Origin of the sequence: Chromohalobacter sp. HP20-39, from assembly GCF_033052815.1 — a bacterium.
Classification (GTDB): domain Bacteria; phylum Pseudomonadota; class Gammaproteobacteria; order Pseudomonadales; family Halomonadaceae; genus Chromohalobacter.
This window is the reverse complement of sequence record NZ_JAWHTP010000009.1, coordinates 106612-122491: the sequence shown is the minus strand read 5'-3', so window position 1 is coordinate 122491 and position 15880 is coordinate 106612. Positions and strand designations below refer to the sequence as shown.

10 protein-coding genes are annotated in these 15880 nt (G+C 62.2%); 1 reads left to right on the top strand and 9 read right to left on the bottom strand.

What is annotated here, in order from left to right:
* Positions 1 to 157: 157 nt before the first annotated feature.
* The 9 genes from RVY79_RS15040 to pilM form a co-directional block, all read right to left on the bottom strand.
* Positions 158 to 1576: an FAD-dependent oxidoreductase gene (locus tag RVY79_RS15040; protein ID WP_317465209.1), complete on the bottom strand. Its 1419-nt coding sequence runs from the start codon at positions 1574 to 1576 to the stop codon at positions 158 to 160.
* 31 nt (positions 1577 to 1607) lie between these two features.
* Entirely contained in the window at positions 1608 to 6059 is a 4452-nt protein-coding gene (gene gltB / locus RVY79_RS15035; RefSeq protein ID WP_317465208.1) for a glutamate synthase large subunit, read from the bottom strand.
* Between the two features lie 458 nt (positions 6060 to 6517).
* The gene (aroB, locus tag RVY79_RS15030; protein WP_317465207.1) at positions 6518 to 7630 is read right to left on the bottom strand and encodes a 3-dehydroquinate synthase; all 1113 of its coding nucleotides are present in this window, start codon (positions 7628 to 7630) and stop codon (positions 6518 to 6520) included.
* Between the two features lie 2 nt (positions 7631 to 7632).
* Positions 7633 to 8175, bottom strand: coding sequence for a shikimate kinase AroK (gene aroK / locus RVY79_RS15025; protein ID WP_317465206.1), 543 nt, complete (start codon positions 8173 to 8175; stop codon positions 7633 to 7635).
* Complete coding sequence (pilQ, locus tag RVY79_RS15020; RefSeq protein ID WP_317465205.1) at positions 8175 to 10175, bottom strand: type IV pilus secretin PilQ; 2001 nt, start codon at positions 10173 to 10175, stop codon at positions 8175 to 8177. The genes aroK and pilQ overlap by 1 nt, the downstream gene beginning before the upstream one ends.
* 29 nt (positions 10176 to 10204) lie before the next feature.
* Positions 10205 to 10765, bottom strand: coding sequence for a pilus assembly protein PilP (locus tag RVY79_RS15015; RefSeq protein ID WP_317465204.1), 561 nt, complete (start codon positions 10763 to 10765; stop codon positions 10205 to 10207).
* Positions 10758 to 11396, bottom strand: a complete 639-nt coding sequence (locus RVY79_RS15010; RefSeq protein ID WP_317465203.1) for a type 4a pilus biogenesis protein PilO — start codon at positions 11394 to 11396, stop codon at positions 10758 to 10760. Before RVY79_RS15010 ends, RVY79_RS15015 begins: the two co-directional genes overlap by 8 nt.
* The gene (locus RVY79_RS15005; protein WP_317465202.1) at positions 11393 to 11959 is read right to left on the bottom strand and encodes a PilN domain-containing protein; all 567 of its coding nucleotides are present in this window, start codon (positions 11957 to 11959) and stop codon (positions 11393 to 11395) included. Before RVY79_RS15005 ends, RVY79_RS15010 begins: the two co-directional genes overlap by 4 nt.
* Positions 11956 to 13026 (bottom strand): type IV pilus assembly protein PilM, encoded by a 1071-nt coding sequence (gene pilM, locus RVY79_RS15000; RefSeq protein WP_317465201.1) that lies wholly within the window; start codon positions 13024 to 13026, stop codon positions 11956 to 11958. The genes RVY79_RS15005 and pilM overlap by 4 nt, the downstream gene beginning before the upstream one ends.
* Before the next feature lie 281 nt (positions 13027 to 13307).
* Between pilM and RVY79_RS14995 the strand changes: the two genes are divergently transcribed.
* Entirely contained in the window at positions 13308 to 15827 is a 2520-nt protein-coding gene (locus RVY79_RS14995) for a penicillin-binding protein 1A (protein WP_317465200.1), read from the top strand.
* The last annotated feature ends 53 nt before the right edge of the window (positions 15828 to 15880 follow it).

The window sequence follows — 15880 nt, the reverse complement described above, 5'->3', positions numbered from 1 at the left end:
GGCTTCGGGCTTCGGGCTTCGGGCTTCGGGCTTCGGGCTTCGGGCTTCGGGCTTCGGGCTTCGGGCTTCGGGCTTCGAGCTTCGAGCTTCGAGCTTCGAGCTTCGAGCAGAATGATGGCGCCACCCTGCTCGAGGCTCGCAGCCCGTGGCTCGGGGTTCAGACGCCAAGGTAGTCGAGGATACCCTCACCGGCCTGACGGCCTTCGTAGACGGCGGTGACCACCAGGTCAGAGCCACGCACCATGTCGCCACCGGCGAAGATCTTTTCATGGCTGGTCTGGAAGGCGAAGCCCCCCTGTGCCGGCGCCTTGACGCGACCGCGCTCGTCGAGGTCGATACCCACCGTGTCGAACCAATCGGCGGGGTTGGGCTGGAAGCCGAAGGCAATGATCACCGCGTCGGCGGCGAACACTTCTTCCGACCCCGGCACCACCTCAGGGCGCTGACGCCCGTTGGCATCCGGCTCGCCGAGGCGCGTGCGCACCAGCTTGACGCCTTCGACCTTGTCCTCGCCGACGATGGCCACCGGCTGGCGGTTGAACAGGAACTCCACGCCTTCCTCGCGGGCGTTGGCCACCTCCTTGCGCGATCCCGGCATATTGTCCTCATCGCGACGATAAGCGCAGGTCACACTCGCCGCCCCCTGACGGATCGAGGTGCGATTGCAGTCCATCGCCGTGTCGCCGCCGCCCAGCACTACCACGCGCTGGCCCTCGAGCGACACGTAATCGTCAGGGTCCTTCTCGAAGCCCAGGCAGTGATTGACGTTGGCGACCAGGAAATCCAGTGCCTTGTGGACACCCGGCAGATCCTCCCCGGGAAAACCGCCTTCCATGTACTTGTAGGTGCCCATGCCCATGAACACGGCATCGAATTCGTCGAGCAGCGCCTCATGGGACACATCGCCGCCAATTTCCACGCCCAGGCGGAACTCGATCCCCATCTCCTCGAACACCGCGCGGCGACGCTTCATGACATTCTTCTCGAGCTTGAACTCGGGAATGCCGAAGGTCAGCAGCCCGCCTATTTCGGGATGCTTGTCGAACACCACCGGCTTGACGCCGTTACGCACCAGAATGTCGGCACAGCCCAATCCCGCCGGGCCGGCACCGATCACCGCGACGCGCTTGCCGGTCCACTCGACCTTGGACATGTCCGGGCGCCACCCCATGGCGAAAGCCGTGTCGGTGATGTACTTCTCCACCGAGCCGATGGTCACCGCGCCGAAGCCATCATTCAGCGTGCAGTCACCCTCGCAGAGGCGGTCCTGCGGGCACACGCGGCCGCACACTTCGGGTAGCGAGTTGGTGCGGTGAGACATCTCCGCCGCCTCGAGGATGTTGCCCTCACTGACCAGCTTCAACCAGTTGGGAATGTAATTGTGGACCGGGCACTTCCACTCGCAATACGGATTGCCGCAATCCAGACAGCGATGCGCCTGGCTCGCCGCCTCGCTGGGCTTGTAAGGCTCATATATCTCGGCGAACTCGCGCGCGCGAGCGCGCGCCTCCTTCTTCTCGGGGTCCTGCCGGCCGACATCGATGAACTGGAAATCGTTATTCAGACGGTTTGCCATGATCGTCTCTCCTGGTACCTGGAAGTCCGGCTCATTCGGGCCGCCGACGGGATTCGGCCAGCAGGCCGTTGAGGCTTGCTGCCTTGGGCTTCACCAGCCAGAAATGGCGGATGAAGTCAGAGAAGTCCTCGAGAATCGCCTCGCCCCGGGCGGAACCGGTTTCGGCGACGTATTCCTCGATCATCTCCCGCAGGTGGCGCCGATAGGCCTCCATGACCTCGGTATTGATGCGATGGATCTCGACCAGTTCGTGGTTGTACTTGTCAACGAAGGTGCGATCTTCGTCGAGCACATACGCGAACCCGCCGGTCATGCCCGCCCCGAAGTTGATGCCGGTCTCGCCGAGCACGGCGACCAGGCCGCCGGTCATATATTCGCAGCAGTGATCGCCGGCGCCCTCGATGACCGCATGCACGCCGGAGTTGCGCACCGCGAAGCGCTCGCCCGCCGTGCCCGCCGCGAACAGCTTGCCGCCCGTCGCGCCGTACAGGCAGGTGTTGCCGATGATCGCCGTCTTGTGGCTTTCAAAGCGGCTTTCACGCGGCGGCACGATGACCACCTTGCCACCGTTCATGCCCTTGCCGACATAATCGTTGGCATCACCTTCGAGATAGAGCTGCAGGCCACGCGCGTTCCACACCCCGAAGCTCTGCCCGGCCACGCCGGTGAAACGCGTGGTGATCGGCGCGTCTTCAAGCCCGCTCTCGCCGTAGCGCTTGGCGATCTCGCCGGACACTCGGGCCCCCACGCTGCGGTCGCAGTTGGTGATCCGCAGATGGAACTCGCCGCCCGACTTGGCCTCGATGGCGGGCAACAAGGCATCCAGCATTTCCTGATTCTTGGCGCCCGGGTCGTGCGGCTCGTTGCGACCTACCTGACAGAACTGCGGCGCCCCCTCGGGGACGTGATCGTTCTGCAACAGCGGCACCAAGTCGAGCTTGCGCTGCGACGCCGTCTCGCCCTCGAGAATCTCGAGCAGATCAGTACGCCCGATCAGATCGGTGAGCTGACGCACGCCGAGCAATGCCATCAGCTCGCGAACCTCCTCGGCGATGAAGCGGAAATAGTGCTTGACCATGTCCACGGTGCCGCGGAAATGCTCATCGCGCAGATGCTGATGCTGGGTCGCGACGCCGGTGGCACAGTTGTTGAGGTGGCAGATACGCAGGTATTTGCACCCCAGCGCCACCATCGGTGCCGTGCCGAAGCCGAAACTCTCGGCGCCGAGAATCGCCGCCTTGACCACGTCGAGGCCGGTCTTGAGGCCGCCATCGGTCTGCAGGCGAATCTTGTCACGCAGGCTGTTGATACGCAGCGCCTGATGCACCTCGGGCAGGCCCAGTTCCCAAGGGCTGCCGGCATGCTTGATCGAGGTCAGCGGACTCGCCGCAGTGCCGCCGTCATAGCCGGAGACGGTGATCAAATCGGCGTAGGCCTTGGCCACGCCGGTGGCGATGGTGCCGATGCCGGGCTCGGAGACCAGCTTGACCGAGACCTGGGCCGCCGGGTTGACCTGCTTCAAATCGAAGATCAGTTGTGCCAGATCCTCGATGGAATAGATGTCGTGATGCGGCGGCGGCGAGATCAGCGTCACCCCGGGCACCGCATAGCGCAGTCGAGCGATCAGTTCGTTGACCTTGCCCCCGGGTAACTGGCCGCCCTCGCCGGGCTTGGCGCCCTGCGCGACCTTGATCTGCAGCACCTCGGCATTGACCAGATACGCCGGCGTCACGCCGAAGCGCCCGGAGGCTACCTGCTTGATCTTCGAGGAGCGAATGGTCCCGTAGCGTGCCGGGTCCTCGCCGCCCTCACCGGAGTTGGAGCGTCCGCCGGTCTCGTTCATGGCTTGCGCCATCGCCTCGTGGGCCTCCGGCGACAGCGCGCCGAGCGACATCCCGGCGCTATCGAAGCGCGGCAGCAGGTTCTCGACCGGCTCGACCTCGTCGAGCGACAACGGCTCAGGGGCCGGCTTGAGCGTGAGCAGGTCACGGAGGGTGGCCACCGAACGCTCATTGACGGTCTGTGCGAACTGCTTCCACTTGGCGTAGTCGCCGCTTTGCACCGCACTCTGCAACTGCATGACCACGTCCGGGTTATAGGCGTGGTATTCATGATCGTGCACGTACTTCACCAGACCGCCCTGACGAATGCCCTTGCGAGGGATCCAGGCATCGCGGGCCAGCAGCTCCTGCTGCAGCTGCAGCTCGGCGAAGCCGGCGCCCTCGATGCGCGACGCCATGCCAGTGAAGCACATGTCCATGACTTCAGACGACAATCCCACCGCTTCGAACAGCTGCGAACCGCGATAGGAGGCCAGCGTCGAGATCCCCATCTTGGAGAGGATCTTGTAAAGCCCCTTTTGCAGACCCTTGCGGTAATTCTCTCGGGCGTCCGCCGGGTTGCCGGTCAACTCTCCGGTGTTATGCATGTCGGCCATGACCTGGTAGGCCAGATACGGATACACCGCCGTGGCCCCCACGCCGAACAGCACCGCCATCTGATGGGCATCGCGGGCATAGCCGGTCTCGACCACCAGGTTGACGCGCGGCCGCAAGGCCTTGCGGCCCAGATGGTGGTGGATCGCCCCCACCGCCAGCACGGCATGAATCGGCAACTTGCCACGTTCCAGATCGGCATCCGAGAGCACCAGGATCACCTTGCCCTCGCGAATCGCGTCCTCGGCCCGCTGGCACAATCCGAGCAGCGCCTGCTTGAGCGTATCGCGCTCAGGGTCGTAACTCAGGCTCAGCGTATGGCTGGCGAATGCCGGATCCTCCTGATTAATCAGCGCGGTAAACTTGCGCGGCGAGAGTACCGGCGTGGTCAGGATCAGGCGATGCGCGTGTTCGGGGGTCGCCTCGAAGACGTTCAACTCTGCGCCGCAGCAGGTTTCCAGCGACATCACGATCGCTTCGCGCAGCGGATCGATGGCCGGGTTGGTGACCTGGGCGAACTTCTGCCGGAAGTAATCGGTCAGCAAGCGTCCATGACGCGACAGCACCGCCATCGGCGTGTCGTCGCCCATCGAGCCCACCGCCTCCTGGCCGCCCTCGGCCAGCGGACGCAGCAACTGATCGCGCTCTTCGAACGTTACCTGGAACATCTTCTGGTAAACGTTGAGCTTGTCGCCGGCCATGGGCTGGAAACGCGCCAGCTCGGTCAGCGCGGACTCCAGATAATGCGCATGTTGCTTCAGCCAGCGACGATAGGGATACGCCGAGCGCAGACGTTCGTCGACATCCGGGGTGTGCAGCACTTCGCCGGTGTGGGTGTCCACGGCGAGGATCTGCCCCGGGCCCACACGGCCCTTGGCGATGACGTCCTCGGGCTTGTAGTCATAGACGCCGATTTCGGAGGACAGGGTGATATAGCCGTTCTCGGTGATCACCCAACGCGCCGGGCGCAGCCCGTTACGATCAAGCATGCACACCGCATGGCGGCCATCGGTCATCACCAGACCGGCGGGGCCGTCCCACGGTTCCATGTGCATGGAGTTGTATTCGTAGAAGGCGCGTAGATCGCCATCCATCGTCTCGACGTTCTGCCACGCCGGCGGCACCATCATGCGGATGGCGTTGTAGAGATCCATCCCACCGGTCAGCAACACCTCGAGCATGTTGTCCATGCTCGAGGAGTCGGAACCCGACGTATTGACGATCTCGTCGAGCTCGGTGATTTCCGGCAGCAACGGCGACAGGAAGTTTTCCTTGCGCGCGTTGGCCCAGCCGCGATTGGCTTCGACCGTGTTGATCTCACCGTTGTGCGCCAGGAAACGGAAAGGCTGCGCCAGCGGCCAGCGCGGCGCGGTATTGGTGGAAAAGCGCTGGTGGAAGACACAGATCGCCGTGTGCAGCCGTTCATCGCCCAGATCCCGATAGAAGGTGGGCAGGTCCGCAGGCATCATCAGGCCCTTGTAGGACACCACTTCGGAGGACAACGAGCAGATATAGAAGTCGTCTTCGTCCTTCAGCGCTTGCTCGGCATAACGCCGTGCCATGAACAGATCGACATTGAACGCCTGGGCGTCGCGCTCGCCATCGGCCTCGACGAAAACCTGACGGATGCGCGGCAGGCACTCCAGGGCCATGGGGCCACACACCGACGCATCGGTGGGCACCTCGCGCCAGCCGCTGACACGCAAACCACGCGCCGTCAGTTGCGCCTCGAGTACCTCTCGCGCATACGCCTCTCGCGCATCGTCATCGGGCAGAAACACACTCCCCACGGCGAAGCGCTCGCCCAGCACGACGCCCAACTCCTCGCTGGCCACGGCACGCATGAAGTCACTGGGCATCTTGAATAGCAGACCGCAGCCATCGCCGGTCTTGCCATCGGCGGCGATACCACCGCGGTGGGTCATGCAGGTCAGGGATTCGATCGCGGTCTTGAGCAGGTCATGACTCGCCTGCCCTTCCATATGGGCGATCAGGCCGAAGCCGCAGTTGTCACGGAACTCGCCAGGCTGGTGAAGGCCTCTCATCATGGGCGTGCCTCACAATTTTTGAAAACTTGTGTCCAGAAATAATCGTGTTATGCTTAACGGTTTTCTTTTATTCTTGAAGGTCGAAAAGCACGTCATTCGGTGACGCATCGGGGGTGAAAAAGGTCGACCAGCATAGCCCCTGGCCCTCACTCAAGCAATTCCACTACCTTCCGTGTGGCCTCAAAGCTGCGCAAAATCGCGGGGTTAGCCACAAAGTCTCGCCAAAACCCCTGACATGTCAACGCGTTAGCAAGATTGAACGTTTGAAACGCGAAACACTCGACTTTAGTCTAAAGTATAGCCCAATCTCATGCCGATCCTGCATGAGGCATGCCGATACAGGCATATTGTCGCGCGAAAGTCGCCAACGCACAAACGCGCAGGCGGCCTCTGCGGCACAACCAAAAACGCCTGCCGAAGGAGAGGCAGGCGTCATGGTCGGGCAAGGCCGAGCGGGATCAACTACGGGGGAAGTCCGCGAGCAGCGCATCGAGCATGTCGGGCGGCGTCGCGTCGTAAACACAGGCCTCGCCCAGCCGTGACAGCAACACCAGACGCAACCGCGCGTCGATGTTTTTCTTGTCCAACCGCATGGTGGCAAGAAAATCCTCGGCGCTCATCGAAGCGGGCGCCGTCACCGGCAGGCCGGCATGCGCAATGAGCGTTTCGACGCGCGCCACATCATCAACGGAAAGCCAGCCGAGGCGTCGCGAAAGCTCGGTGGCCATCGCCATTCCCGTACCCACGGCCTCACCGTGCAACCAACTGCCGTAGCCCTGATGCGCTTCGATGGCGTGCCCGAAGGTATGCCCCAGGTTGAGCAGCGCCCGCTGCCCCTGTTCTGTCTCGTCGCGGGCGACGATCTCGGCTTTGATGGCGCAGCTTCTGAGGATGGCCTCGGTGAGCGCCTCGACATCGAGCCCGCGCAGCGCCGGCATGCGCGCTTCCAGCCAGACGAGAAAGTCGACATCTTGTATCAGGCCGTACTTGATGACCTCGGCGAGCCCTGCGGATAGCTCTCGACTCGGCAACGTGAGCAACGTATCGGTGTCGATCAGTACCGCGCGCGGCTGCCAGAAGGCGCCGATCATGTTCTTGCCACGCGGATGATTGACGCCGGTCTTGCCGCCCACCGAAGAATCCACCTGCGACAGCAAGGTCGTCGGCACCTGCACGAAGGCCACGCCGCGCTGATAGCACGCCGCTGCATAGCCGGCCATGTCGCCGATCACCCCGCCGCCGAGCGCCACCAGCGTGCAACGCCGATTGAACCCCGCCGCCAGCAGCGCGTCCCAGATGCGCTCGACACTGGCCAGGGTCTTGGTGTGCTCGCCATCAGGCAGGATCACCTCGCGCACGTCGCGCTCGTCACCGCTCAGCGTGCGCTTGAGCCGCTCGAGATACAGCGGCGCCACCGTCTCATTGGTGACGATCATTACCTGCTGCCCGGCTAGGTAGGGCACCAGCATGTCCGGGTCATCGAGTAACCCCGGCCCCACATGAAGGGGATAGCGCCGCGCGTCGAGTTCGACATGCAGACGTTGATACGGCAATGCGGACGAAGCGGTCATGTTCAAGCCTTTAGATCGAGTGGATCGGACAAACGCTTGGTACGGCGGATGATCTCGTTGACCACCGCCCGCGGGCCGCGCCGATCGGTGCGCACCGTCAGGTCGGCGGTGGCACGGTAAAGCGGATCGCGCTTGGCAAACAGCTCACGCAGCACCTGTTCAGGGTCACCATGACGCAATAACGGGCGATTGCGGTCGCGAGCCGTGCGCCGAATCTGCTGCTCGACCGAGGTCGCCAGATACACCACCGTGCCCCGCTCGCGCAACGTCTGGCGGTTGTCTTCGCGCAACACCGCGCCACCGCCGGTGGCGAGAACGATGGCTTCGCGGCCTGCCAGTTCACGCAGCATGGCCGTTTCGCGATCGCGAAAGCCGCGCTCGCCCTCGACATCGAAAATCCAGGCAATATTGGCGCCGCAGCGCGCCTCGATTTCGTGATCGCTATCGAAAAACGCACGTTTCAATTCGGCTGCCAGCAGGCGTCCGATGGTACTTTTCCCCGCGCCCATGGGGCCGACGAGGATGATCGTGGGCAGACCCTGCATCAGCGATTCGCCTGTTCGTCTCCGATGATCTTGGGGGTAATGAAGATCAACAATTCTACCTTTTCGTTGGATTCCTGGGTATAGCGGAACAACGAACCGATGAGCGGCAAATCACCGAGCAACGGCGTCTTGGAAAGATTACGCAATTGTTGAGACGTCAGTATGCCGCCCAGCACCACCGTTTCGCCATCATCAACCAGCACCTGGGTCTCGATGGAATTGGTATCGATTGCCGGCGCGCCGGCACCGTAACTAGTATCGGAGACGGTGTCGTTATTGATCAGCAGGTCCATGACGATGCTGCCATCGGGCGTGATCTGTGGCGTCACGGCCAACGACAGCACCGCCTCCTTGAATTCCACGCTGGTGGCCCCGGATGAGGTCGCTTCCTCGTAGGGAATTTCCTGCCCTTGCTTGATCACCGCCTTCTTCTGATTAGCGGTAATCACCTTGGGTTGAGAGATAACCTGACTCTTGCCCTCGCTTTCCAAAGCACGCAGCTCCAGATCGAGCAACACATCCCCGGAGAGATACCCGAAACTGAAGGTGGAACCGCTGCCATCGCTATCGCCCAGGTCGACGGATAGCCCGGCGGAGGCTTGATTGGCGCCGCTGGGATTGCGATCGACCACGCTGCCCACGCCATTCTCGTCGAAGCTGACCCCCTCGCGTTGCGAGATGCCCCAATTGACGCCCAACTCCCGGGAGGCGGTGTCGCGGGCGATGACGATGCGTGCTTCGATCTGGACCTGACGTACTGGCACATCGAGCTTGTCAAGCATGTTGCGGATGCCGGCCAATTGCTCGGGAGTATCGCGCACCAGCAAGGTGTTGGTCCGCTCGTCGACCACCACGCGTCCACGCTCGGACAGCAGACCGAAACCTTCACTGCCACGCAGCATTTCCGCCAGATTGGTGGCCTTGGCGTAGCGCACCTTCACGTATTCGGTCTCCAAAGGAGCCAACTCACGGCTTTCAAGCGTCTGCTGCTCCATCTGCGCCAGCTCGCCAGCGGGCGCGACCATGATCACATTGCCCTGGCGCCGACTCGCCAGTCCATGACTTTTGAGAATCAAGGCCAACGCCTGATCCCAGGGCACCTGATCGAGATTGAGTGTCACGCTGCCATTGACGCTATCGCTGGCGACAATATTGACCCCGCTAAAATTGGAGAGTACCGACAATACTTCGCGTACTTTAATATTCTGGAAATTGAGGCTGATCGGCTTGCCATCATATGTCTGTGTGCCGTCCGATGACGTGCGTGCCTCCTCAGCGCGCGGCTGCACCTCCACGATCAGCTTGTCGCCGCGCTGCGTGACCAGGTGCTGAAAATCCTCGCGATTGTCGAACGTCAACGTCACCCCGTCATCGCCCTCATGGGGCACGATGCGCGACACCGGCGTATCGAAATCACTGACGTCGAGGATGCTGTCCAATTCTTCAGGCAGACGTACATCGGGCAATGTCACCGTCAAAGTATCGCCCTGGGTATTCGTTTGCGGCGTCACGTCGCCGTGGTCGAGCGTAACCACCAAGCGCCCGCCACCGCTATCGCCGCGCCGAAAATCGAAGTCGCGGATGCTCGGGGCCGTGTCGCTAGGCATTCCGGCATCGCCCCCCAGGCGTACACGCAGACGTTGCCCCTGACGCTGGGTCGAATAGGACAGGGCCTCGACCAGGTCGAAGACCAGGCGCGTACGCGCAGGTGTCTCGGCCACTCGTACTTCCTGCAAGCCGCCCTGACCCACCTCGAAACGTTGTCGTTCGAGACGGCTGCTCGTCTCCGGCAGATCGAGAACGACCCGCGGCGGTGATGTGCTTCGATAGCCATTCGCCACTGGCGCCGGCCCATCGAAGTCCAGCAACGCATCAACCCCGCCGTCCTCGCGCTGGGCGAACTCGAGCGACGTCAACGTCGCCGCCTGTACTTGGGCACAGACGACTAATCCTGCGAGAAAGAGCCCGCCGACCAGCCAGTCGCGCAGCGTTCGCATCATGTAATTCTCCTGCCTGTACGCATCCGCCATCACTCGGCGGCTTGCGATGATTCGTTGAATGCCAGGGTACGACGCCGCTGACGCCAGGCGCTTCCGCCATCACGCACCCGCTCGACCAGTTCGACGCCCGCGTCATCAATCGACGTGATACGCCCGAAATCGGTCCCCAGATGGTCACCCTCGAAAAGACGGTAGACGTTGCCATCAGGCGCGCGAATCAAGGCCGATGGTCGCCCGTCCACCGTCAAGGTTCCCACCAGTTCAAGCTGCTCCAACGGGAAGCGTTCCAGGGGATCGCGAGGGCGCTGACGATCGGGACCATTACCCTGCGATGAGATCGCACTCTCCATTTGCATGCGGCGTTCGGCATTGAACGGGCTGCGCTGTTGGGCCTGCGTATACTGCGCCGTGCGGTACGTTGGTGGAGGCGGGAGCGCCTCGATGCTACCTTCCGGACGTTGACGCAGATCGTCCAGACGCGCTTCCAGGGCGCTCAGCTCCGCATCGCGACAACCGCTCAGCAACACCAAGGCGGCCAACCCTGCCAGCAGACCACGCCAGCACCGACAATTCGCCAGCCACTCACTCATTATCACGCTCCCCAGCCTTGGGCTCGGCGTCTTCGTGATAGCTGTAGGTACGTGCCAGCAGCGACAGGCGCAGCGTATCGCCATCGTCCACAGGCATTAGCGAGAAGTCATGCAAGGTAACAATACGCGGCAACGCCGCCACGTTGGCCAGGAAAGCAGCGATATCGTGATAGCCGCCCCGCACCTGAATATCGAAGGGCTGTTCGACGTAGAAGTCTTTTGGCACCGGGGAGCGCAACCTAATCGACTCGATGGCAAGCCGATGGGCCTGAGCCGCATCGCTGATATCATCCAGCAACGCGGGCACCTCTGTGTCGGTAGGCAGCATCTCCAGCAATGTCTGCATGCGTTTGTCGAGTTCCGCCATCTGCATACGCATCTGCTCTAGGTTCGCTGCCTGATAAGCGCGGCTCTCGTATTCCTGGAGCAGTTCGACTTCGCGTTCCTGCAAGCTTTCGAGGGTCGCCTGGCTAGGCGCCGCGAAGAACCACTGGGCAACCCAGAAGACGGTCAAAAACAGCGCCACCAGGCACATCGCCTGCAGCAGCGCCGGCCACGTGCCGGCCTCCTTGAGGTCCAGGTCGCGCCATTCGACCTCGCGCAGCTGTCGCCACTGTGAACGCAGACTCATGGCGCCTCCTCGGCATCACGACGAGGCGTTCGCGCCTCGACACTGAGCTGGAAACGCTTCACCGCTGCATCACCGTCGCTCGACTGCACGCTGGAAAGTGCCGGCGTGGCGAAAACCGGCGAAGCCGCGAGTTGTCGCAATTGCTCGGACACACGCCGGTTGGAGCGCGCCAGGCCACTGAGTTCGAGTCGATCGCCCTTGCGTATCAGGCGGTCGTAATACACACCCTCGGCCAGGGTCGCCGCCAACTGATCGAAGATGCGCACCGTCTGCGGGCGGCTGAATTGCAACTCCCGAATCAGGCCTATCTGTTCGAGCATCCGCTCTCGCAATGCGCGATAGTCCTTGACCGTGGCGATATCTTGTTCGAGTGCCTCCATGCGGCGCTCGATCAGCGCGAGGCGGCCGCGCTCGGCGTCGATACCGGCCTGGTACCAGCGCGCCACACCCAAGGCACAAATCAGCGCCAGTGCCGTCACGCCCACCAGTCCCATATAGAAGCGCCGCGTGCGCCGCTGTCGATGCGCCTCTCGCCACGGCAACAGGTTGATTTCGATACTCATCGCCGCCCCCTCATCGCCAGACCACACGCGGTGAGCATCGCCGGCGCATCACTGGCGAGCGCCTGCACGTCGACGCGCGACGCCACGCGCATGCGCTCGAACGGATTGGCCATCACCACCTCCAGTCCGCTTTGCGCCTCGAGCCTTTCTCGCAGCCCCGGGATGACACTCGAGCCGCCCGCCAAAATCAGACGTTGAATGTCACGGGGCTTGCCCGAGGTGTGATAAAGCTGCAATGAGCGGCCGACTTGCTGGATCAGCATATCGATGAAGGGCAACAGCACTTCATGTTCATAATCCTCGGGTAAGCCGCCGCGCTTCTTGGCCAACCCCGCCTCCTCGAGACTCAAGCCATAGCGCTTGCGGATTTCCTCGGTCAGATGACGACCGCCCAATACGTTGTCGCGGGTATAGGCGATGCGCCCATCGATGAGCACATGGAAGGCGTTCATGTTGGCACCGATGTCGACCAGCGCGGCACACTCTCCTACCTGGCCGGACGTCGTCTCGTCTCGCAGCAGCTTGCTGGCCGCGCGCTCCATGGCGAAGGATTCCACGTCAACCGCGGCGGGCTCGAGACCGGCACGGCGAAGGACATCGGCAAGGTGGTCGACGTCCTGCAGGCGACACGCGACCAGCAAGACATCTTGCTGGTCGGGATAACGCGCGTTGAGTCCCAGGCGCTGGAAATCGAAGGCCACCTCATTGAGTGGAAACGGGATATGGCGCTCGGACTCGAGCTGAATGCGGGCCTCGATCTCGTCGTCGCTTAGGGTAACCGGATACGTCAGTGTCTTGGTGATGGTGGCACTGGCGGGCACCGCCGCCACCGCACGCCGTGAATGCGGACGCGCATGCTCGACCGCGCGCGTCAACGTCGCGGCCACCTCGTCGAGATCGCGAATGCGCCGCTCCACCACCGCGCCTTCACGCAAAGGGCGAACGGCATAGCTGGCGATACGCTGGCCCACCCCCGCGCGATCGAGCTCGATCAATTTGACGGTGGCCGAGGTAATATCCACCCCTACCAGGCCTTGCTGGGACTTTTTAAACCGCCACACTGTCATACCCCTGCGATATTCTTCGGCGTGGCGTGGCGCTCGGTCTTGTCATTCGTCGAGCCAACCCGCTGCCCCTGTGCCGAGGCAAGCCGCTTTATTGTCAGCATGCCACACTATCGTATGAGGCACGCCACATTGCGTAAGGTTACATTATGCATACTGCCGTGACAGTCGATTTGCATCAACGCTAGCCCCCATGCGGCTGCGTTCTTATAATACCGACGGCAACGGATTGCACCATTCATCGCGGCCAGACCGCCACCCAAGACGACGGAAAACGCCTTTTCATGAAGCTTTTCAAACGCTTGTTAACGTCCATTCTATGGCTAATTGTGTCTTTGGGGCTGGGCTGCGTACTAGCCATCATCGGCGCCGGTATCTACTTCGCGCCGGGCTTGCCCGACGTTCGCCAACTACAAGGCTTCGAACTACAGACCCCGCTGCGCGTTTACACGCGTGACGACAAGCTGATCGGTGAGTTCGGTGATCAGCGCCGCACGCCCGTGAGCTACGACGACATCCCCCAATCCTACATCGACGCCCTATTGGCCGCCGAGGATGCCAGTTTCTTCGAACACCCCGGCATCGACCCCAAGGGACTCGCACGCGCAGCGCTGGAACTTGCCATCAGCGGCAATATCCAGTCGGGGGGTAGCACCATCACCATGCAGGTGGCACGTAACTACTTGCTTACTCTGGATCAAACGTTCACGCGCAAGATCCGCGAGATCCTGCTGTCGCTGCAGATGGAACAGGTGCTCAGCAAGCAGCAGATACTCGAGCTTTACGTCAACAAGATCTATCTCGGCAATGGTGCCTACGGTATCGGTGCCGCTGCCAAAAGCTATTACGACAAACCCCTCGCGAAACTGGATCTGCCGCAATTGGCGATGCTGGCGGGGCTTCCCAAGGCACCCTCGGCGCTCAACCCCTTGAGCAACCCCGAGCGCTCGCTGATTCGCCGCAACTGGGTATTGCTGCGCATGCGCGAGCTGGGCTTCATCGATCCCATTCAGTACCAGGCCGCCGTCAAGGCACCGATCACGGCGCATCAGGCGTACTCGCAGTATGAGGTCAATGCATCCTATGTCGCCGAAATGGCACGCCAATACGCTGTGAACCGATTCGGCGATAATGCGTACACCGACAATATCAAGATCACCACGACCATCGACAGCCGCCTCCAGTCCCTCGCACGAAATGCCCTCGTGAATGGCTTGATCGAATATGACACCCGGCATGGCTGGCGAGGCCCGGAAAAAACCGATATCCCTTCGAGCTTGGTGGAAGCCCAGGAAAACACTGCGCCCCGGGGCCTAGAGAAAGAGCTGTCCGAATCCCCCGAGGTCATGAAAACCGCACGCCAAGCCGCCAAGAGTAGCGAGCAGACAATCGAAGGTGTCGATGGCGATGTCAGCAACTGGGTCAAGGTGCTCGACCGCACGCCCCGGCTCGGCCCCCTGGAACCGGGCATCGTGGTGAGCACGGACGGTCGCCAGATGCGTGTTCTGACGCGTGACGATGGCGTGGTCACACTCGGCTGGGACGGGCTTGACTGGGCACGTACGTATCACAGTGCCGAATGGCGCGGCAAGGTGCCTGCCAATGCCGGCGCCATCGCTCAACGTGGCGATCTCGTCCGCGTCATGCAGACCGACGACGGCGACTGGCGTCTCTCCCAGATCCCCGGCGCCCAGGCCGCAATCGTCGTCATGGATCCGCAGACAGGCGCCATTCGCGGCCTGCAGGGCGGCTTCAACTTCTCAGCGAGCAAGTTCAACCGCGCCATTCAGGCCGAGCGCCAGGCCGGCTCGATCTTCAAGCCTTTCATCTATCTTGCCGCATTGCACAACGGCATGAGCGCCGCCACCATCATCAACGATGCCCCGGTGGTGATGTCGGACATGGGCGGCAAATGGCGTCCCGAAAACGCCGAAGGCGAGTTCCGTGGCCCCACCCGGTTACGCGTCGGGCTCTATGAGTCACGCAACCTGGTGACTATCCGAGTCCTGCAATCGCTGGGGCTGGACAACACTCTGACGTTCCTTGAGAACTTCGGATTCACCAAGGAACACCTCCCCCACGGCCTGTCCTTGGCACTGGGCAGCGCCTCGCTGACCCCACTGGAGATGGCCAATGCCTATGCCGTTCTAGCCAACGGCGGCTTCAAGGTCGCGCCGTGGTATATCCAATCGATCACCAAAGGCAGCCAGGACAAGCTGATCGAGGAAGCCAATCCCGTGGTGGCATGCCGGGAGTGCGCCCCCGACCAGAAGACCGTCGCAATCAACGGCGAAACCCGCCGCATCGCCGAGCGCGTGGCCACGCCCGAAGAGATGTACATCATCCGCGACATGATGCGTGACGTCATCGAGAAGGGCACGGGACGCGGCGCCCTGGAGCTCAATCGCCCCGATATCGTCGGCAAGACCGGCACCACCAACGATCAACGCGACGCTTGGTTCTCGGGCTTCAATAGCGACCTGGTGGCCACCGTCTGGGTCGGCAAGGACGACAACAGCACAACCGGGGAATACGGCTCGCAAGCCGCCTTGCCGATCTGGAAATCGTTCATGGGCCAAGCGCTTCAAGGCCAGCCCGAAAGCATGCCTTCGCGCCCCGACGATATCGTCAAGGTTCGCATCGACCCTGAAACCGGGCTACGCCTGCATAATGACCAGCCGGGGGGCATGCAGGAAATCTTCCGAGAGGACAACCTGCCCGACTATAAGCCGCGTTCGATTCAGCCCGAACTCGAGAACAGCAGCGGCTCCCAAGGGACCGGCACTTACGATGCCATTTTCTAGTGACTCTCCATGGGTGGCCTCGACGGCCACCCCCATGAGCGCGCCAGCTCCCA